Below are 19974 nucleotides of genomic sequence, written 5' to 3' on the forward strand. Positions count from 1 at the left end.
GTCAAGAATGCATGTGCGGCGTCGTGCAAGAATGCTGGTGTTCGCGCAGGTCCTGCGGGGGTGCGAGGAGCCGGAAGGGGCGGAGCATTGGTCGGACGCGTCGAGGCCCTGTCGATCGTCGACGCCCTCGCCCTGGAACTGCGCCGGCGCGTGTTCGCCGGGGAGCTGACGCACGAGGACGCTCTCACCGAAGCCGAGGTGTCCCGCGCCTACGAGGTCGCCAGGCCGACTGCCAAGGCCGCCATCGAGAAGCTCGTCGGCGAGGGCCTGCTGCAGCGCAGCGCCCACAAGACCGCCCGCGTGCCCCAGCTGGGCCCCGACGACGTGCGCGACATCTACCGCACCCGCGCGCACCTGGAATCCGTGGTGCTGCGCGCGCTCGCCGCGACCCGGGCGGCGCCTCCGGCGGCGTCGGCCGCCAACGCCGAGATCTCGGCCATGACCGAGGCGGACCCGCTCACCGTCGTCGAACCCGACATGCGCTTCCACACCGCCCTGGTGGACGCGCTGGGCAGCCCGCGCACCAGCCGCATGTTCGGCTCGCTCGTGTCCGAGGTGCGGCTGTGCATGGTGCAGGTGCAGGGCAAGCAGCTGCTCACCACCACGAGCATCGCCGCCGAACACCAGCAGATCCTCGACGCCGTCCTGGCCGGCGACGGCGATGCGGCGGTCGAGGTGATCACCCGGCACCTCGGACGCGCACGCGAACGCCTCGTCGCCGCGCTCGGCGGCAGCCCGGGTCCGGAAGCCACCCTCCCGGAGCCTGCGTAACCGCCTCCCCCGCCGCACCGGGCAGCCGCCGCATGCACGTGGGTGGTCGCCACCCCTCTACGGGACCTCTCGTGCCTGCGCCTAGAATCAACGTGTTAACGCCATGTAACAGTCTCCTCACAGTCAGGTAGGTGAGCGTGTCGACCGCGGACCGCATTGCAGAGATCTACGAACAGGTGCAGGCGCGCAACGCCGGTGAACCCGAGTTCCATCAGGCAGCCGCCGAGGTGTTCGAGTCCCTGCATGTCGTCCTCGAACGTCACCCCCGCTATTTCGAAGCCGGCCTCATCGAACGGCTGACCGAGCCCGAGCGGCAGATCATCTTCCGGGTGCCGTGGGTCGACGACCAGGGCAACGTACACGTCAACCGCGGCTTCCGGGTCCAGTACAACAGCGTGCTCGGCCCGTACAAGGGCGGCCTGCGCTTCCACCCGAGCGTCAACCTCGGCATCGTGAAGTTCCTGGGCTTCGAGCAGATCTTCAAGAACGCCCTCACCGGCCTGCCCATCGGCGGCGGCAAGGGCGGCTCGGACTTCGACCCCAAGGGTCGCTCGGAGCAGGAGATCATGCGCTTCTGCCAGTCCTTCATGACCGAGCTGCACCGCCATATCGGCGAGTACACCGACGTCCCGGCCGGCGACATCGGCGTCGGCGGACGCGAGATCGGCTACCTGTTCGGCCAGTACAAGCGCCTGACCAACTCCTACGAGTCGGGCGTGCTCACCGGCAAGGGCCTGACCTGGGGCGGTTCGCAGGTGCGCCGGGAGGCCACCGGGTACGGCGTCGCCTACTTCGTGGCGGAGATGGCCAAGTCCGTGAACTCCTCCCTCGAGGGCCGCAAGGTCGTCGTGTCCGGTTCGGGCAACGTGGCGATCTACGCGATCGAGAAGGTGCACCAGCTCGGCGGCATCGCCATCGCCTGCTCCGACTCCTCCGGCTACATCGTCGATCAGAACGGCATCGACCTCGAGCTGCTCAAGGAGATCAAGGAGGTCCGGCGCGGCCGCATCTCCGAGTACGTCGACGAGCGTCCCGACGCGCAGTACTTCCCGGGTGGGTCGATCTGGGACGTGCCGTGCGACGTCGCCATCCCCTGCGCCACCCAGAACGAGTTGGACGAGACCGCCGCGAAGACCCTGGTCAACAACGGCGTGCGCGTCGTCGCCGAGGGCGCGAACATGCCCACCACCCCCGGTGGCATCGCGGTGTTCCGCGAGGCGGGCGTCGCGTTCGCCCCGGGCAAGGCGGCGAACGCCGGCGGTGTGGCGACCTCGGCCCTCGAGATGCAGCAGAACGCCTCGCGCGACTCGTGGCACTTCGACTACACCGACGAGCGCCTCGCCGGCATCATGCGCGACATCCACCAGAACTGCGTGGACACCGCCGCCGAGTACGGCAAGCCCGGTGACTACATCCACGGCGCCAACATCGCCGGCTTCGTGAAGGTCGCCGACGCGATGTTCGCGCTCGGCGTCATCTGATCCGAACCCCGGCCGAGCGCGAGGGGCGGGCACCGGATTCCGGTGCCCGCCCCTCGCTGTCTCTGTAGCTCTCCACCGACCCGGTGTTCTGTGCCGGCTGTTCTTCGCCTACCCGCCGGACGGCTCGGACGGCGGCTCTGCGACGCGCTCGTCGTCGGCGCTCGCCTTGCGGGCGGCCTCCCGCATCTCGATGCCGTCGCTGATCCAGTCCCCGATCTCCCGGGTGACCTCGCGGACCGCGCCGGTGATGATGCCGGCGATGTTGCCGACGTGCGTGGCCGCGGACTCGGTCACCTCTTGGAACGTGTCCTTGTTGCGTTCGAACCTACCCACCATGGCGGTGCCCCCTTCAGGCGCTGTCGTGGGCGAGGGTACCCGTGACCGGCACGCTGCGCTCGATGAGCACCGACGTCGTGGGCTCCTCCGTGACCCAGCTCGGCGGCAGGGCCAGCTTCACGATCTTGCGCCACACCGAACCGACCTGGGCGAGCAGGCCGCCGGTGTTGTAGGGCAACCCGTGCCGTTCGCACAGTTCCCGCACCTGCGGCGCCAGCTCCGGGTACCGGTGCGCCGGCAGATCCGGGAACAGGTGGTGCTCGATCTGGTGCGAGAGATTGCCCGACATGATGTGGAACAACGGCGTGCCGGTGATGTTCGCGCTGCCGAGCAGCTGACGCACGTACCACTCGCCGCGGGTCTCGTGCGCGGTCTCCTCCTCGGTGAAGGACTGCACCCCGGACGGGAAGTGCCCGCAGAAGATGATGGAGAACGCCCACACGTTGCGGACGAGGTTGGCGGCAGCGTTGCCGAGCAGCGTCGGCACGAACATCGGCCCCGACAGCAGCGGGAACGCCACGTAGTCCTTGACCACCTGACCGCGCGCCTTGCGCCACCACCCCCGGGCGAGCGGGATCACGTCGCGCCAGCTGCGTGTGCCGGCGACGACGTTCTCGACCTCGGCGTCGTGCAGCATCACGCCCCACTCGAACAGCAGCATCAGTGCCGTCGCGTAGACGGGGTTGCCGAGGTAGTAGGGGTGCCAGCGCTGCGCCGGGTCCATCCGCAGGATGCCGTAGCCGACGTCGCGATCCATCCCGAGGATGTTGGTGTAGGTGTGGTGCAGGAAGTTGTGCGAGTGCCGCCACTGGTCGGCGGGACATACGTTGTCCCACTCGAAGTTGCGGGAGTTCAGTTCCGGCTCGCGCATCCAGTCGTACTGGCCGTGCATCACATTGTGGCCGATCTCCATGTTGTCGAGGATCTTCGACACGCTCAGCGCGGCCACGCCCGCCACCCATGCCGGCGGCAGGAAGCCCACGAACAACAGTGCACGGCCGGCGATCTCGAAGCGCCGCTGCGCCTCGACGATGCGGTAGATGTACTCGCGGTCGGCCGCGCCGAGCGAGGCGACGGTGCGCTCGCGCAGGGCGTCGAGTTCGCGGCCGATCTCCTCGACCTGCTCGCGGCGCAGCACGACCGGCGAGGGATCGGGATCGCGACGGCCGGACAGGAACGCCGGCAGCGGCATGGACAGGGGGATGGACAAACCGAACATGGTGTCCTCCAATTGTTTCGAGTGGGTCAGAGGTCGAAGACCGCGTCGCCGACGGGGACGTTCACGCAGATCTGCACCTCGGCGCCGGCCTCGTCGTCGGTCTCGCCGGTGCGCACGTCGCGGGTGCAGCCGGACAGCCGGGTCGCGGTGCAGGAGTGGCAGATTCCCATGCGGCAGCCGTGCTGCGGGGTGAGCCCGGCTGCCTCGGCCTGCTCGAGGGCGGTGACGCCGCTGTTCTCGGCGCGAACCCCGGACGCGGCGAAGGTGACGGTGCCGCTCGCGTCGTCGTCGCGCACGACGACGGGCGGGATGAACTCCTCGGTGCGCAGCAGGTGCGCGGCGTCGGCGTCGCCGTAGACCGCCCGCACGCTGTCGACGAGCCCGGCCGGGCCGCAGACGTAGGCGGGTGCGCCGGCGAACCACGGGGCGACCTGCTCGAGGTGACTCCGGTCGAAGTGGCCCCGCAACGCACCGTCGTCCGCCCGGGTGTAGGCGAAGGCCACGTCGACGCCGGTACGGGCGCCGGCCAGGGCCTCCATCTCATCACGGTGCGGCACGTGCGCGGCGGTGGGCGCGTAGTGCAGGAAGGCGACGGTCCCGGAGTAGCCCTCGTCGGCGAGGGTGCGCAGCATCGACAGCACCGGAGTGATGCCGCTGCCGCCGCTGACGAGCACCAGTCGCTCCGGCCGCACCGCGGGCAGGCAGAACTCGCCGGCGGCCGCTGCGAGGTCGACGACGTCGCCCGCGGTGGCGTGCTCGTGCAGGTGCCGCGAGACGACGCCGTCCGGTCGCACCCCGACCGTGAGCTGGATGCGCCCGTCGGCTCGATGCTGGGAACTCACCGGCGAGTAGCTGCGGCTGTGCCGCACGCCGTCCACCACCACGCCGAGTTGCAGGTGCTGACCGGCCCGGAACTCCAGCGGCCGGCCCGGGCGCAGCTCGAGTGTCACCGCACCCGGGACACTTCGGTCAACGTGCGTGATCCGGGCACGCGTGTGCTGCACGGCCAGGAGCGGATCGGCCAGTTCGAGGTACCGATCCGGGTGGTGCGGCGCGGAGAGTACGTGCAGCGCCTTGATCAGGGCTTTCCGTCCGATCGACGGCCCCGGCCCGCGGCGGGCGCGGTAGAGCAGGGTCATGGCGTCGCTCCTCTCGAGCGAGTGTCCAAATTCAGTGCACAAATGTGCACTGAACCCAGTGTGCCAGGATCGCCCGGTGGGCTGTCAACGTTGTTGTGGCGGCCGTCACCACGGTCCCCGACCGCCGCCGCGTCGCACTGCCTAGACTCGGAGCCGTGTCCGCAGCCCCCGTCCCCGAACCCGCGACGCGGGCTGCGCGCAAGGAGCGCACCCGCCAGGCCCTGCTCGACGCGGCGCTCGAACTCTCGGCCGATCGCAGCTTCGCGACGGTGAGCCTGCGCGAGGTGGCCCGCCGAGCCGGGATCGTGCCGACGGCGTTCTACCGCCACTTCGGCTCGATGGAGGAACTCGGCGTCGCTCTCGCCGCCGACACCATGCGCATGCTCCGCAAGCTGCTGCGCGAGGCCCGGCGCACGCGCGGCCCGTCCTCTGCGCGGGCGTCGCTCGAGACCCTGGTGCGGCAGGTCCGCGCCCACGAACAGGCGTTCCGATTCCTGGCCCGGGAGCGCTACGGCGGCCAGCCGGCCGTCGCGCGCACCGTCACCGTCGAGTTGCGGCTGATCACGGGTGAGCTCTCCGTCGATCTCTCCCGCATGCCCGGCATGGCGGACTGGGACGTCGACGACCTGGAGATGGCGGCCGATCTGCTGGTCACCGCCATGCTCGAGGTGGTGCTCGAACTGCTCGACGTGGACCGGCCCGGCGGGCCGGCGGAGGCCGAGGTCCTCGCCCGCGCCGAAAAGCAGATGCGCCTCATCGTTCTCGGCATGGGCGCGTGGAAACCTTCCCGCCGCTGACGGCAACCCGTACGGTGGGCGCCATGTTCGAGACCACTCACGTCACCCTCGAAGACCTCACCTTCGACGTTCACGTCACCGGTCCCGCCGACGGCACGCCCGTCGTGCTCCTGCACGGATTCCCGGAGACCGCCCGCAGCTGGGAGGCCGTGGCGCCGCAGCTCGCAGAGGCGGGCCTGCGAGTGCTGATGCCGGACCAACGGGGATACTCCCCCGGTGCCCGCCCGGACGGCGTGCCGGCGTACACCATCGACCTGCTGGTCGGTGACGTGATCGGGCTGCTCGACGCGACCGGCATCGGGCGGGCCCACCTGGTGGGGCACGACTGGGGCGCCGCCGTGGCCTGGCAGGTCGCGGCGCGGCACCCCGACCGCATCAGCACCCTGACCGCGGTGTCCGTGCCGCACCTCGCGGCCTACGGCTGGGCCCTGCGCGAGGACGCCGATCAGCAGGCCCGCGCCGCCTACATCAAGCTGCTCCGGCAGGAGGGGAAGGCCGAGCACGTCCTGCTCGAGGACGACGCCCGTCGCCTGCGCGTGATGTACGGCGACCGGGTGAGCCCCGCGTCGATCGACGAGTACGTGCGGGTGCTGTCCGAGCCCGGCGCCCTGACCGCCGCGCTCAACTGGTACCGCGCGATGACCCGGGAGTTCTCCGGACTGGCACCGGTGCGGGTGCCCACCACCTACGTGTGGAGCACCGAGGATTCGGCCCTCGGCCGGGCGGGCGCGGAGCGCTGCGGCGAGTTCGTCGACGCGCCTTACGAATTCGTCGTCCTCGACGACGTCAGCCACTGGGTGCCGGAGGAGGCGCCGGACGCGCTGGCGAAGGCGATCCTCGCCCGGATCGGCGACCGGCCGTAAGAGCATGTCCACAGGAGGAGCCGTGACCACTGCAGCGTGCCGCCGTAGGCGTCGCCGGCTCGGCGCGGTCGCGGCCGCCTCCCTCACCGTCCTCGCCACGGCCTGCACCGATCCCGGGTCGCCCGCCGATTCCGATCCCGCCCCCGGCCCCGCCTACAGCTCCTATGTGGCCCTGGGTGACTCGTTCACGGCGGGCCCGATGATCCCGCCCCAGATCGACTCGGCGTGCGCGCGCTCGGGGAGCAACTACCCCCATGCGGTGGCCGGGACGCTGGGCATCGACAACTTCCGCGACGCGTCGTGCAGTTCCGCGACGACAGCGAACCTGGCTGGGCCCCAAGTGGTTTCGTCGGGCGTCACCGTCGCTGCGCAGTACGATGCGCTCACCCCCGACACCGAGCTGGTCACCGTCGGGATCGGCGGCAACGACATCGGCCTGGTCGCCCTGGCCGGATCGTGTCTCGCGCTCGACCGCTCGTCCGGCAGGGCCGCGGCGCCGGCCGGACCCCTGTGCGCGACCGCGAACGTCCGCGACGGCCGCGACCTCGTGGACCGCGCGATCGACGACTTCGCCCCCACCTACGGCGCGATCGTGCAGGAGATCCGCAACCGCGCCCCGGACGCGCGCATCCTGCTCGTCGGCTACCCGACCGGGATCCGGGACGGCGGATGCTATCCCGATCAGCCGATCCTGCCGGACGACGCGACGTACCTGCAGGCGAAGATCGACCGGCTCAACGCGGCGATGGAACAGCAGGCCGACGCCGCGGGCGTCGACTACGTCGACCTGCGCGAGTCCACCGTCGGGCACGACGCGTGCCAGCCCTCCGCGCAGCGCTGGACCGAAGGCCTGTTCCCGTCCCAGCCGGCGGCGCCGCTGCATCCCAACGCCGACGGCCACCGCAACGCCGCCGAACAGGTCCTGGTCACGATCGCGGAGTAGCCGCGGGGTCGATCGCCGACCGGCACAGGGCCGAGAGTTCGTCGACCACGGCGTCGAGCGGCGCCGAGCTGCGCTGCGCCTGGGCGAGCACCAGCGCACCCTCGAGCGCGCCGACGACGAGCACCGCCAACGACCGTGCGCGTTCCGGACCCACCCCGTCGGCGACGAGCGTGCCGGCGAGCAGGCCGCACCAGTGCTCGAACGCCTCCCCGGCGACGTCGCGGGCGCCGCGTTCGGTGCCCAGGGCCGCCGCGACGATCGGGCAGCCGACCGTGTAGTCGCCGTCCTCGAGGCCGCGACGCCACAGGTCGGCGAGAGCCTGCAGGGCGCCGGGGGTGTCCGAGGAGTCCAGCACCCGCGCCATCCCCTGACCCAGGTGGTCGGCGGCGCTGCGGGTGGCCTCCTCGACGAGCTGCGACTTTCCGCCCGGGAAATGGTGGTAGACCGACCCGCGCGGCGCACCGCTGTGGGCGAGCACGTCGGCGAAGGAGGTCGCCGCGACGCCCCGCTCGCGGATGAGCCGGATCGCGCTGCGGATCATCGCGGCGCGAGGGCCGGTGGTCGGGTCGGGTCGCCTCGCCATGTCCCTGCTCCGCTCTTGCCGTCGGTTTCTATGTATGTTGTCATACTTAGATCCGGTTCGTGCCGGAACGGACCCGTTCTTCCCGAGGAGTCGTCGTGACCGAGATCGCCGCCCCGCCCCACCCCTTCGACGCCGCCGTGGCGCTCGAGCCCACGGAGGACGGTCATACGCGGGGGCGGACCAGCCCGGAGTACACGAACATGGTCGGCCCGTTCGGCGGCGTCACCGCCGCCGCCCTGCTGCGGGCCGTCCAGCAGCACCCGGACCGGCTCGGCGATCCCATCTCCCTCACCGTCAACTACGCCGGCCCGGTTGCCGACGGCGGGTTCGACATCACCGTGCGGGCGGTCCGCACCAACCGCACCAACCAGCACTGGCTGCTCGAGCTGACGCAGGACGGCGTGGTCACCACCACCGCCACCGCGGTGTTCGGCACCCGCCGCGACACCTGGTCGGACACCGAGCTCGACATGCCGGCGGTCCCGTCGGTGGATGCGGTTCCCGCCCGGACCTTCCCGGACTTCATCGCGTGGGCCCGGAACTACGAGATGCGGTTCGTCGAAGGCGCGGTGCCCCAGCAGGACGCCGGCGAACACCCCGACTCCACCACGACGCTGTGGGTGCGCGACACCCCGGCCCGACCGCTCGACTTCCCGGCGCTGACGGCGCTGTGCGACGTGTTCTACCCGAGGGTGTTCCTGCGGCGCGGCCGGTACATGCCGGCCGGGACCGTGTCCCTGACCGTGTACTTCCACGCCGACGCCGGGCAGCTCGAGGCACAGGGCGACGACTTCGTCCTGGGCACGGCGCGCACCCACCGCTTCTCGCAGGGCTACTTCGACCAGGCCGCCCAGCTGTGGGGCCGCGACGGCACGCTGCTCGCCACGACCCACCAGCTCGTCTACTTCAAGGACTGACTCTCCGGGGCCCGCACCGCGAGCAGCGCCGCCAGCCCCGCGCCGAGCACGACGAGCAGGCCGGCGATCCCGGCCCGGTCCGCGTCGAACGTCCAGGCGAAGAGCCCGAACAGGGTCGGGGCCAGGAACGACACGGCGCGGCCCGACGTCGCGTAGAGCCCGAACATCTGGCCCTCCCGCCCGGCCGGGGTGATGCGCGCGAGAAAGGTGCGGGCCGACGACTGCGCGGGCCCGACGAACAGGCACAGCAGCAGACCGAAGATCCAGAACATCAGCGGCCCCGACACCACGAGCAGCACGACCCCGACGGCCATCATCGCGGCGAGCGAGGCGACGATCACCGCCTTGGGGCCGACCCGGTCGTCGAAGCGGCCCGCGACCAGCGCACCGAGGGCCGAGACCACGTTCGCGGCCACGCCGAACAGCAGCACGTCGGCGGCATCGATGCCGTACACGTTCACCGCGAGCACCGCGCCGAACGTGAACACCCCGGCCAGGCCGTCGCGGAACAGGGCCGAGGCCCCGAGGTAGCCGACGGTGCGCCGGTCCATCGCCCACAGCTCGCGCAGGTCGCGCAGCAGCACGCGGTAGGACTGCACGATCCCGGCTCGCTCCGCGCCGGGATCGGCACCGGTGGGCGGAACCTCCGGCACCGCCAGCAGCACCGGGACGGCAAAGACCGCGAACCACACCGCCGCGGCCACCACGACCAGGCGGATGTTGAGGCCCCCCTCGGTGCTCACGCCGAGGAAGCCGCGGGTGTCGCCGTCGCCGGCGATGAAACCGAAGTACCCGAGCAGCAACAACAGCAGCCCACCGACATACCCCATGGCCCAACCCAAACCGGAGACCCGGCCCATGTTCTCCTCGGTGGAGACCTGACGCAGCATCGCGTTGTAGGGCACCTGCGCGAGTTCGACGACGACCGACGAGACACCCAGCAGCACGAGGCCGAGCCACAGGTAGCGGTAGTCGTCGCGCACGAACACCATCGCCGCCATCAGCGCGACACCGGTGTAGGACAGCACCGCGAGGGACCGCTTGCGCCGTCCGGCCGCGTCGTAGCGCTGGCCCGAAACGGGGGCGGTGACCGCGATGAAGAACCCCGATATGCCCAGCGCCCACCCGAGCCACGTGCTCGCCGACATCGACCCCGGCAGGTCGTCGCCGACGGCGTCGGTGAGATACACGGAGAAGACGAAGGTCAGCACCACCGCGTGGTAGGCCGACGACCCGAAGTCCCACATTCCCCAGGCGAAGACCTGCCGTCGCGAGGTGGCCTCCCCGATCCCGGCGCCGTCCGTGTGCGCGCTCATGCCCGCAGCCTAGGAGATCGTCGCGTCGAGAACCGGCCTCTGGTAGTCCGCGCGAACTTTCCGGTCAGCTGCGAACGCAATCGCGTTCGCGGCTGACCGGGAAGTTCGCGGCCGTCACCCTCGGTGTGCACTTGATTGCATATGCACCTCGGTGCATACTCTCGGCATGGCCCTGGAACACGCGCTGCTCGCCGCACTCGACGAGCGGTCCGGCTCCGGCTACGAACTCGCCCGCCGGTTCGACAAGTCGATCGGCTTCTTCCACAGTGCGACGCACCAGCAGATCTACCGCGTGCTGCGGCGCATGGAGGACCACGGCTGGATCACCGGCCGCACCGTGCCGCAGGACGGGCGACCCGACAAGAAGGTCTACCGCGTCAGTGCCGCCGGACGCACCGAGCTGGACCGCTGGATCGCCCACCCCTCCGACCCCGAGCAGCTGCGCAGCGACCTGGCCGTGAAGATCCGCGCCGCCGGGCCCGGCACCCTGCCCGCCCTCCTCGCGGAGCTCACCCGCCACCGCGACGCCCACGCCGCCCGCCTCGAGGTGTACCGCACCATCGAAAAACGCGACTTCCCCGCACCCCACCGGCTCACCGGGCCCTCACTGCACCAGTACCTCGTCCTGCGCGGCGGCATCCGCGTCGAACAGGGCTTCACCGACTGGTGCCAGGAAGTGCTCGACGCCCTCACCACCGAGGACCACTCGTGACGAACCCCTACCCCCACCTGCTCTCTCCGCTCGACCTCGGACCGTTCACGGTGCCCAACCGCGTCGTCATGGGCTCGATGCACACCGGACTGGAGGACCGCGCCAAGAACACCGGCCGCCTCGCCGCGTACTTCGCCGAGCGTGCCCGCGGCGGGGTCGGCCTCATCGTCACCGGCGGCTACGCGCCCAACCGGACCGGGTGGCTGCTGCCGTTCGGAGCCAAGCTCACCAACCGGCTCGAGGCCCGCCGGCACCGGACGATCACCGATGCCGTCCACGCCGAGGGCGGTCGCATCCTGCTGCAGATCCTGCACGCCGGGCGCTACAGCTACTGGCCGCTGAGCGTGTCCGCCTCGTCGATCAAGGCGCCGATCAACCCGTTCCGGCCGCGCAGGCTCACCTCCTGGGGCGTGCGCCGGCAGATCCGCGCCTACGTCCGCTGTGCCCGGCTCGCCCAGCGGGCCGGCTACGACGGCGTCGAAATCATGGGCGGCGAGGGCTACTTCATCAACCAGTTCCTCGCCGAGCGCACCAACCGGCGCACCGACGAGTGGGGCGGCAGCCCCGAGAACCGGCGCCGGCTGCCCGTCGAGATCGTCCGCCGCACCCGCGAGGCCGTCGGCCCGGACTTCGCGATCTGCTTCCGGCTGTCCATGGCCGACCTCGTCGAAGGCGGCCAGCGCTGGGACGAGATCGTCGCCCTCGCCCAGGAGGTCGAGCGGGCGGGCGCAACGCTGCTCAACACCGACATCGGCTGGCACGAGTCGCGGGTGCCCACCATCGTCACGTCCGTCCCGCGCGCCGCGTTCGCGGACGTCACGGCCGAACTGGCGAAGCACGTCGCAATCCCCGTCGCCGCATCCAACCGGATCAACATGCCCGAGACCGCCGAGGAGATCCTGGCCCGCGGCGACACCCAGCTGATCTCGATGGCCCGGCCGATGCTGGCCGACCCGGAGTGGGTCCGCAAGGCCACCGCCGACGCCGCCGACGAGATCAACACCTGCATCGCCTGCAATCAGGCCTGCCTCGACCACGCCTTCGTCAACAAGCACGTCTCGTGCCTGCTCAACCCCCGCGCCGGGCGGGAGACCGAGCTGCTGCTCGCCCCCACCCGCCGCCGCAAGGCGGTCGCGGTCGTCGGCGCCGGGCCCGCCGGGCTCGCCGCGGCGGTGAACCTGGCCCGTCGCGGGCACGCCGTCACCCTGTTCGAAGCCGACGACGAGATCGGCGGCCAGTTCGGCATCGCCCGCCGCATCCCCGGCAAGGAGGAGTTCGCCGAGACCCTGCGGTACTACCGCCGCCAGCTGGAGCTGACGAAGGTGCAGGTCGAGCTCGGCACCCGGGCGACGGCCGACGACCTCATCGGCGCCTACGACGAGGTGATCGTCGCGACCGGCGTCATCCCCCGCGTGCCCGCGATCCCCGGCATCGACCACCCGAGTGTGCTGTCGTACCCGCAGGTCGTCCGCGAGGGGGCGCCCGTCGGCGCTCGAGTCGCCGTGATCGGGGCGGGCGGCATCGGCGTCGACGTCTCCGAGTTCCTCACCCACGACCACTCCCCCACCCTCGACCTGGCCGAATGGAAGCGCGAGTGGGGCGTCACCGACCCGAAGGCCGCCCCGGGAGCGCTCACCGAGCCCCGTCCGTCGCCGTCGCCGCGCGAGGTGTTCCTGCTGCAGCGCAAGCCCGGCCGGATCGGCGCGCGGCTCGGCAAGACGAGCGGATGGGTGCACCGGGCGTCGCTGCAGCACAAGAAGGTGCACGAGATCTCGGGCGTGAACTACGAGCGGATCGACGACGCCGGCCTGCACATCAGCTTCGGCGAGGACCGCCGCGACCCGAAGGTGCTCGACGTCGACAACGTGGTGATCTGCGCCGGGCAGGAACCGGTCCGTGACCTCGTCGAGCGGCTCACCGCCGCGGGCGTGACCACGCACGTCATCGGCGGAGCCGACGTCGCCGCGGAACTCGACGCCAAGCGCGCGATCGAGCAGGGCACGCGCCTCGCGGACCGCATCTGAACCGGCCGCCGCTACGCTGACCGACCATGACCCTGCCGAATCCCACCCCCGAGGCCCGCGCCGTCGTGACCGGCGCCTCCTCCGGCATCGGCGAGGCCCTCGCCGCCGAGCTCGCCGCGCGCGGGCACTCGCTGATCCTGGTCGCCCGGCGCGGCGACGTGATGGAGGAGCTCGCCGCGACGCTGCGTGCGAAGCACGGCGTCGCCGTCGAGGTCCGCGCCTGTGACCTGTCCGACCGCGACGCGCGGGCGAAGCTTGTCGACGAACTCGGCGAGCGCCCGATCAGCATCCTGTGCAACAACGCCGGCATCGCGACCTTCGGCCCGGTGGCCCAGCTGGATCCGGGCTACGAACGGGCCCAGGTCGAGCTGAACGCCGTCGCGGTGCACGACCTGACCCTCGCGGTGCTGCCGCAGATGGTCGAGCGCCGCTCCGGGGCGATCCTGATGGTCGGTTCCGCGGCGGGCAACATGCCGATCCCCCACAACGCGACCTATGCGGCGACGAAGGCGTTCGTCAACACCTTCTCCGAGTCGCTGCGCGGGGAGCTGAAGGACAGCGGCGTGCACGTGACGCTGTTGGCGCCGGGCCCGGTGCGCACGGAGACCCCGGATCCGGCGGAGGCGTCGATCGTCGACAAGCTCGTGCCGGACTTCCTGTGGATCTCGAGCGAGCACACCGCGAAGGTGTCGCTCGACGCGCTCGCCGAGAACAAGATGCGCATCGTGCCGGGTCTGATCAGCAAGGCGATGTCCGTCGCCGGCAACTACACCCCGCGCGGCGTCGTCGCGCCCATCGTCGGCGCCTTCTACCGGAAGCTGGGCGCGTAGCCTCCGTCAGCGCCTGCGGCGGCGGCCGGTGCCGAAGATGCTCCGGCTGATCTCGCGCCCCGCGGCCGATGCCGCGGACCGCAGGAAACCCTTGACGGCCGCGTTGCCGAGGACCTGCTCGACCATGCTCTGCCCCGCGTCCCGGGGCGGCGGCGTGTCGGGCAGGTCCGGCACCGGCGGGACCCCCGACCGCGGGTCCACGTCGGGGGCGCCGGCCACCTTCGCGGTGAGCCTCTCGTAGGCGGACTCGCGGTCGACCGTCTGCCCGTACTTGCCGTAGAGCTCACTCGCGCGTGCCGCGGACCGGATCGCCTCCTCACCGACGGTGTCCAGCAACGAGCGCGGCGGACGGATCCGCGTCCACGCGACAGGCGTCGGCGCGCCCTTCTCGGACAGCACGGTGACGACGGCCTCGCCGATCCCGAGGGTGGTCAGCGCCTCCTCGAGGTCGTAGAACTCCGTCTCCGGATACGTGCGGACGGTCTTGGCCAGCGCCTTCTGATCGTCCGGCGTGAACGCGCGCAGCGCGTGCTGCACCCGCGCGCCGAGCTGGGACAGCACCGCATTGGGCACGTCCGTGGGCAGCTGGGTGCAGAAGAACACTCCCACGCCTTTCGAACGGATGAGCTTGACCGTCTGCTCGATCTGCTGCAGGAACGCCTTCGAGGCGTCGGCGAAGAGCAGGTGTGCCTCGTCGAAGACGAAAACGAGCTTCGGCTTGTCGAGGTCACCTTCCTCCGGCAGCGTCTGGAACAGATCCGCGAGCACCCACATCAGGAACGTCGAGAACAGCACCGGCCGCGCCGCGTGGGCGCCGAGCTCGAACAGGCTGATCACGCCGTTGCCGCCGACGACGCGCAGCAGGTCCTCGGTCTCGAACTCCGGTTCCCCGAAGAAGGTGTCCCCGCCGCTTGCCTCGAGGTTGAGGAGCGCCCGCAGGATCACGCCGGCGGTCGCCGGGGAGACCCCGCCGATACCCTTCAGCTCTGCCTTTCCCTCGTCGCTGGTCAGGTGCGCGACGACCTGGCGCAAGTCCTTCAGGTCGAGCAGCGGCAGTCCCTGGCGATCGGCCCAGTGGAAGATCAGCCCCAACGTCGATTCCTGGGTGGGGTTGAGACCGAGGACCTTGCTCAGCAGGATCGGACCGAACGCGGTGACCGTCGCGCGGACGGGCACGCCCGGGCCTTCGGTGCCGAGCGAGAAGAACTGCACCGGGTAGGCAGTCGGTCCCCATCCGGAATCCCCGGTCTCCGCGGCGCGGGTCCGGAGCCTGTCGTTGTCCTCGCCGGGCGCCGACAGTCCCGACAGGTCGCCCTTCATGTCGGCCATCACGACCGGGACTCCGGCGGCCGAAAGTTGCTCGGCGATGCCCTGCACGGTCTTGGTCTTGCCGGTGCCGGTGGCACCGGCGACCAGCCCGTGCCGGTTCATCGTGGCAAGCGGGATCCGTACCCGGGCCGACGAATCGACCACCCCGTCGTGGACGACCGCGCCGAGTTCGAGCGCGACCCCGCCGGCGGCGTATCCGGCGGCGATCTGCCGGGCCGGCCCGGCGGCGGCGATCTGCCGGGCCGGCCCGGCGGGTGCGCCGTCCGCCGCCTCGGCGGCCCGCGCGGCCGCCTCCGCCTCGCGTTGTGCCTGCTCGGCCGCCTTCAGGGCCGCCGCGGCGACGCGTGCCGCTTCCTCCGCGGCCGCGCGGGCCGCCGCCGCCTTCTCGGCCGGCGACGGTGTCGGATCGACCGTCATGCGGTGTCCTCCTCGCCCAGGTGCGGCCGCGGAATGGTCACCGTGACCTTATCGCCACGACCGGCCTGACTACTCTGTGTTTCGTGCAGGACAAACTTGTGTGGATCGATTGCGAAATGACCGGATTGCGAATCGACAGCGACAAGCTGATCGAGATCGCCGCCCTCGTCACCGACAGTGATCTCAATGTGCTCGGCGACGGGGTGGACATCGTCATCCACGCCGACGACGACGCGCTCGCCGGGATGCCGGACGTCGTCACCCAGATGCACGAGCGCTCCGGGCTCACCGAGGAGGTGCGCCGGTCCACGGTGAGCGTCGCCGAGGCGGAGAAGACGGTGCTCGACTACATCCGGGCCCACGTCCCGGAGGCCGGCACCGCGCCGCTGGCCGGCAACTCGATCGCGACGGATCGCGGATTCATCGCCCGCGACATGCCCGAGCTCGACGCCTACCTCCACTACCGCATGGTGGACGTCAGCTCCGTCAAGGAGCTGTGCCGGCGCTGGTACCCGCGGATCTACTTCGGGCAGCCGGCGAAGGGCCTGTCGCATCGGGCGCTCGCCGACATAAAGGAGTCGATCCGGGAGCTGCGGTACTACCGGCGGACCGCGTTCGTCGCCCCGCCGGGTCCGCCGTCGGCCGAGATCGCCGCTGTCACGAAGGAGTTGGGTCCGGCCTGACCTGCGGATTCGCCGTTTTCGGCAAAGTCAGGCTAGTATCTGTACCGCAGGCGCAACCGGCCCAGGCCGATCGCGAATGCGATGGTGAGTGTAGTTCAGTTGGTAGAGCACCAGGTTGTGATCCTGGCTGTCGCGGGTTCGAGTCCCGTCACTCACCCCCACAGGGCGAGTCCCTGACCGGCAGAAATGCCGGTCAGGGACTCGCCTGTTTCGGCGCCGTGCAGCGGGCTCTGCACCAGCGCCCCGTCCCGGGAAGCGACGCTTGCCGCTCCCCACCGCACGCCCCGGACCCGCAACCCGCAAGAGCGACGGGCCGATCATCCGGTGAAGCAGTACGAGTCGCTGGACGCATCCCCGCCCTGCAGACGCGTCTGGTGCACCCTGCGTCCGCGGAAGTCGTCGCCGTGCGGGAAGAACCCGCGGTCGAGGACCAGACCGCCGTCGGAGACATCGGCATCGAACTTCGCCATCCACGCCCCCACACCGTCCGGGTAGAAGACCTCGTCCCAGGCCGCATAGAGCGAGTTGGTGGCGTAGACCCGGCGCCCGTCGCGACTGATCTCCACCATCTGCGGCGCTCCCGCGATCCGGAGGTCCGGAACCGCCGGGTGCGGCTCGCGCCGCACGATCCCGCCGAGGCGTACCGAGGCCGTCTCCCGCGGGTGGAACGGGTCACCGACGTCGTACTGCTTGAGTTCTCCTGTGCCCCAACATGAGACGTACAGCCAGCGGTCGTCGACCGACAGGTCGATGTCGGAGACGAGCGGCGGTACCGCGCCGAAGGGTTTCAGCGCCAGCGGCAGATCGTCGGCGTCGGCCGGCTCCGCCGGAATGGTGATAACCTTCTCGACCGCCCACCGGTCGTCGGTCTTGTGCCACATCCACACGGAGGCCGACAAATCCTCCACGCTGATGACGACGCCCACGAACCCGAACGCCTCGGAGGGATTGTGAGCCGGGCGGAGTTCGAGAACCATCTGGTGCTCGTCGCCGAGATCGACGCGCTGGGTCAGCCTGCGCTCGGACATGCTCCAGAAGTCCAGGTGGTGCCCGAACCTGCGGCCGAGGAGGTCCTCGGCATTCAGTCCGTTCTCGATCATCGACGGCGTGGCCCACTCAGAGGTGATCACCGTGTCGTGTTTCAGGTGCCACCACACGTCGTACGCCATGAACTGCTCGCCGTGCTCCGCCTCCCACGGTCCGACGACCTCGAACGTGTCGTGGTCGAGCAGCGCGACGCCGCCCGGACCCTCGGCGCCGTCCGCGCCTCCCAGGGCGGACATGAAGATTCCGCCCGGTCCGCAATGCACCGTGTGGGGCCGGGAGTATCCGGCCTTCGTGGCGAGCTCGGCGGCCTCGATCGTGCGGGTCACCACCGGGTGCCGAGCATCGGGTTTGGTGTCGAGGATGTACGTTCTCGACGAGCGGATACCCGGCACCACCAGATATCGTCGCTCGAGCGGCTGCCCGTGATGCCCGGCGTGGTGATCGCCGTGCCCCTCATGGCACAGCGCGCTCGAGCAGGCGTTCCACCCGAAGTGGTGCAACTCGTTGCCCGCCGTCGGCAACTCGGTCCAGCCGACCACACCACCGTATGTCGGCGAACCCGGCTCGCAATCGACCACTGCGATCGCGTCCTTCGCCCGGCCTGCCGGATCGAAGGCAGCCACATAGGCGAGTTGCTCGGGCGCGGCCGCTACGGCGTCACCCGGGCTGCGGTAGAACGTGGGATCTGTCATTGCAGGCATGACTCCTCCTCGACTCGGACCTGTCCGCCGGGCCACCATCGATGGTCCACGGTCGGTCGATGTCACAGGTAGGCATGCCTTTCCCTGATTCTCCGCCGTGCAGGACCGCATGTCGACCTTCTACGGGGCACGATGTCCGGAAGGCGGCGTCCGACATGGGAAGACCCCCGGGATCGTCGATCCCGGGGGTCTCGTGCCAACCCCTACCAAAGGAGGCGGATCCAGCCTGCCACACGCCGGGCCGCCGCAGCGGGTCGGCCCGGCGGCGGATCAGGTGCGCGCGTTTCCGGCCTTCCACGTCGACCACGGGATGTTCCAGTCCCCGAGTCCCTCGGTGCCTTCGAGGATGCCGCCGACGGTGTTCTTCACGAGCACGATGTCGCCGCGCTTGGTGTTGTCGAAGATCCACCTGGCGTTGGCCGGGCTCAGGTTGAGGCAGCCGTGGCTGACGTTGCGGGAACCCTGATCGCCGAGCGACCACGGCGCGGAGTGGAAGAAGATGCCGCTGTACGACATCCGCGTCGCCCAGTCCACCGGGGTCCGGTAGCCCTGCGGGGAGTCGACGGCGACGCCGTAGGTCGACGAGTCCATCACCAGATGCTCGAACCGGTCGCCGATCGTGTACACGCCGTTCGGGGTGGGCGTGCTGTCCTTGCCCATGGACGTGGGCATCGTCATCACGTCGACCCCGTTGCGGTTGACGGTGACCTGCTTGGTGTTGTCGTCGGCGGTGATGATCACCGCGTCGCCGATGGTGAAGCTCGAATGCACGTCCGACTGCCCGAACAGACCGTCGCCGAGATCGCGGCCGTAGACCTTCACGTCCACCGTGACCGTCGTGCCCGGCGCCCAGTAGTTCTCGGGCCGCCACCGCACCTCGCGGTTGCTGAGCCAGTAGAACGCGCCCTCCACGGGCGGGTCGGTGACGACGGTGATGGCCTGCTCGGCGGCGAGGCGATCGGGGATGTTCTCGTCGAACTGGATCGCGACGGGCTGGCCGACGCCGACGACCGAGCCCTCGCCCGGCATCACGTAGGGCTGGGTGAGGTTGCCGGGGGCGCTGGTGGTGAAGGAGGCGACGGTCGTGGTCGCGCCGCCGAGCCCGTACGCGACGGCCTCGAGCCGGTACTGCCGGCTGTAGCCGAGGGGCTCGGTGTTGGCCCAGGTGGCTCCGTCCGGACCGAGCGCCCCGGCGACGGGTTCCCCGTCCGGGTTGAGCAACGTGACCGACTCGAGCTTGCCGTTGACCACCGAGACCGTCACGGGCTCGATGGGCGAGAAGCCGACTCCCCCGTCGACGACGCTCGCCGACACCGTGGGCTTGATGAGCGCGGCGAGCGGATTCGAATCGATCGGCACCTCCTCGGCCCCGCCGGCGCCGGTCGCACCGGAGCAGGCCGTGACGAAGGTCATGACACCGACCAACACGGTCCCGAGCACCACCGCGACGGCACGCCGATTCCGCCGTCGGCGCGGCGCCGCACTGTTCCCAACCACTCTCCACCCTCCGATTCCGGGCCTCCCCCGGGCCGCAAAAGTGCACGTCGATGCGTGTGCGATCGATGATGCCAGCCCCGCTCGAGGCGAAGCCGTCGCGACGTCGACGACGCGAATAACGTTCGAATACCAATCGCCGCCGGCCCCCTCGGCGTTACGTGTCACTCCCCCCGAAATGCGGCATGACCTGCCGATTTGGTGCCCTCCTGGAAGGTGTGTAATCTTTCCTTCGTCGCCGGGAGAACGGTCCGGAGACGCACCGCCAAGCGCCATTAGCTCAATTGGCAGAGCAGCTGACTCTTAATCAGCGGGTTCGGGGTTCGAGTCCCTGATGGCGCACAAGAAGGGCCAGACCTCCACACGAGGTCT

Annotated in this window: 18 protein-coding genes and 2 tRNA genes; 12 read left to right on the forward strand and 8 right to left on the reverse strand. The window is 70.5% G+C overall.

The genetic code is table 11. The features are described from left to right. The first annotated feature begins 87 nt into the window (after positions 1-87). Positions 88-771, forward strand: a complete 684-nt coding sequence (locus G6038_RS07865; RefSeq protein ID WP_165037145.1) for a GntR family transcriptional regulator — start codon at positions 88-90, stop codon at positions 769-771. Between the two features lie 137 nt (positions 772-908). Continuing rightward, complete coding sequence (gene gdhA, locus G6038_RS07870) at positions 909-2252, forward strand: NADP-specific glutamate dehydrogenase (protein WP_165037194.1); 1344 nt, start codon at positions 909-911, stop codon at positions 2250-2252. A 108-nt stretch (positions 2253-2360) separates the two neighbouring features. Here gdhA and G6038_RS07875 read toward each other — a convergent pair whose 3' ends face one another. Genes G6038_RS07875 through G6038_RS07885 form a run of 3 tightly spaced genes read right to left on the reverse strand, consistent with a single transcriptional unit; the run spans position 2361 to position 4946 of the window. Next, positions 2361-2588, reverse strand: a complete 228-nt coding sequence (locus G6038_RS07875) for a hypothetical protein (RefSeq protein ID WP_165037146.1) — start codon at positions 2586-2588, stop codon at positions 2361-2363. 13 nt (positions 2589-2601) lie between these two features. Continuing rightward, complete coding sequence (locus tag G6038_RS07880) at positions 2602-3807, reverse strand: acyl-CoA desaturase (protein ID WP_165037147.1); 1206 nt, start codon at positions 3805-3807, stop codon at positions 2602-2604. A gap of 26 nt (positions 3808-3833) precedes the next feature. After that, the gene (locus G6038_RS07885; RefSeq protein WP_165037148.1) at positions 3834-4946 is read right to left on the reverse strand and encodes a ferredoxin reductase; all 1113 of its coding nucleotides are present in this window, start codon (positions 4944-4946) and stop codon (positions 3834-3836) included. A 95-nt stretch (positions 4947-5041) separates the two neighbouring features. Here G6038_RS07885 and G6038_RS07890 point away from each other — a divergent pair, with 95 nt between their 5' ends. The 3 genes from G6038_RS07890 to G6038_RS07900 are packed head-to-tail and all read left to right on the forward strand — an operon-like array spanning position 5042 to position 7549. Further along, complete coding sequence (locus G6038_RS07890) at positions 5042-5743, forward strand: TetR family transcriptional regulator (RefSeq protein WP_165037149.1); 702 nt, start codon at positions 5042-5044, stop codon at positions 5741-5743. A 23-nt stretch (positions 5744-5766) separates the two neighbouring features. Next, positions 5767-6606, forward strand: a complete 840-nt coding sequence (locus tag G6038_RS07895) for an alpha/beta hydrolase (protein WP_165037150.1) — start codon at positions 5767-5769, stop codon at positions 6604-6606. A gap of 22 nt (positions 6607-6628) precedes the next feature. Beyond that, on the forward strand, positions 6629-7549 hold the full coding sequence (locus tag G6038_RS07900; RefSeq protein ID WP_346772772.1) for an SGNH/GDSL hydrolase family protein: 921 nt from the start codon (positions 6629-6631) through the stop codon (positions 7547-7549). Here the strand turns inward: G6038_RS07900 and G6038_RS07905 are convergent. Further along, a complete protein-coding gene (locus tag G6038_RS07905; RefSeq protein ID WP_165037152.1) occupies positions 7533-8132 on the reverse strand; it encodes a TetR/AcrR family transcriptional regulator in 600 nt (199 codons plus the stop codon). The genes G6038_RS07900 and G6038_RS07905 overlap by 17 nt on opposite strands. Positions 8133-8227: 95 nt before the next feature. Between G6038_RS07905 and G6038_RS07910 the strand changes: the two genes are divergently transcribed. Beyond that, the gene (locus tag G6038_RS07910; RefSeq protein ID WP_165037153.1) at positions 8228-9049 is read left to right on the forward strand and encodes a thioesterase family protein; all 822 of its coding nucleotides are present in this window, start codon (positions 8228-8230) and stop codon (positions 9047-9049) included. Here G6038_RS07910 and G6038_RS07915 read toward each other — a convergent pair. Further along, positions 9034-10365, reverse strand: a complete 1332-nt coding sequence (locus G6038_RS07915) for an MFS transporter (protein ID WP_165037154.1) — start codon at positions 10363-10365, stop codon at positions 9034-9036. The genes G6038_RS07910 and G6038_RS07915 overlap by 16 nt on opposite strands. Positions 10366-10531: 166 nt before the next feature. On the opposite strand from G6038_RS07915, the gene G6038_RS07920 reads away from it, so the two are divergent. Genes G6038_RS07920 through cmrA form a run of 3 tightly spaced genes read left to right on the forward strand, consistent with a single transcriptional unit; the run spans position 10532 to position 13931 of the window. Then, the gene (locus G6038_RS07920; protein WP_165037155.1) at positions 10532-11077 is read left to right on the forward strand and encodes a PadR family transcriptional regulator; all 546 of its coding nucleotides are present in this window, start codon (positions 10532-10534) and stop codon (positions 11075-11077) included. Beyond that, the gene (locus G6038_RS07925) at positions 11074-13101 is read left to right on the forward strand and encodes an NADPH-dependent 2,4-dienoyl-CoA reductase (RefSeq protein WP_165037156.1); all 2028 of its coding nucleotides are present in this window, start codon (positions 11074-11076) and stop codon (positions 13099-13101) included. The genes G6038_RS07920 and G6038_RS07925 overlap by 4 nt, the downstream gene beginning before the upstream one ends. Before the next feature lie 26 nt (positions 13102-13127). After that, the gene (cmrA, locus tag G6038_RS07930; protein ID WP_165037157.1) at positions 13128-13931 is read left to right on the forward strand and encodes a mycolate reductase; all 804 of its coding nucleotides are present in this window, start codon (positions 13128-13130) and stop codon (positions 13929-13931) included. Positions 13932-13937: 6 nt separating this feature from the next. On the opposite strand, the gene G6038_RS07935 is transcribed toward cmrA, so the two are convergent. Beyond that, entirely contained in the window at positions 13938-15677 is a 1740-nt protein-coding gene (locus tag G6038_RS07935) for a helicase HerA-like domain-containing protein (protein ID WP_165037158.1), read from the reverse strand. 83 nt (positions 15678-15760) lie between these two features. Here G6038_RS07935 and orn point away from each other — a divergent pair, with 83 nt between their 5' ends. Both orn and G6038_RS07945 read left to right on the forward strand, forming a co-directional pair. After that, a complete protein-coding gene (gene orn / locus G6038_RS07940; RefSeq protein WP_165037159.1) occupies positions 15761-16360 on the forward strand; it encodes an oligoribonuclease in 600 nt (199 codons plus the stop codon). 83 nt (positions 16361-16443) lie between these two features. After that, positions 16444-16521: transfer RNA gene (locus G6038_RS07945), tRNA-His, on the forward strand. A 156-nt stretch (positions 16522-16677) separates the two neighbouring features. Here the strand turns inward: G6038_RS07945 and G6038_RS07950 are convergent. Both G6038_RS07950 and G6038_RS07955 read right to left on the reverse strand, forming a co-directional pair. Beyond that, on the reverse strand, positions 16678-18108 hold the full coding sequence (locus tag G6038_RS07950) for a selenium-binding protein SBP56-related protein (RefSeq protein WP_165037160.1): 1431 nt from the start codon (positions 18106-18108) through the stop codon (positions 16678-16680). 270 nt (positions 18109-18378) lie between these two features. Continuing rightward, positions 18379-19521 (reverse strand): Ig-like domain-containing protein, encoded by a 1143-nt coding sequence (locus G6038_RS07955; protein WP_206024429.1) that lies wholly within the window; start codon positions 19519-19521, stop codon positions 18379-18381. A gap of 350 nt (positions 19522-19871) precedes the next feature. Here G6038_RS07955 and G6038_RS07960 point away from each other — a divergent pair. After that, positions 19872-19944, forward strand: a tRNA-Lys gene (locus tag G6038_RS07960). Positions 19945-19974 lie beyond the last annotated feature (30 nt).

The organism is Rhodococcus sp. 14C212, assembly GCF_011058195.1.
Lineage (GTDB): Bacteria > Actinomycetota > Actinomycetes > Mycobacteriales > Mycobacteriaceae > Rhodococcus > Rhodococcus aetherivorans.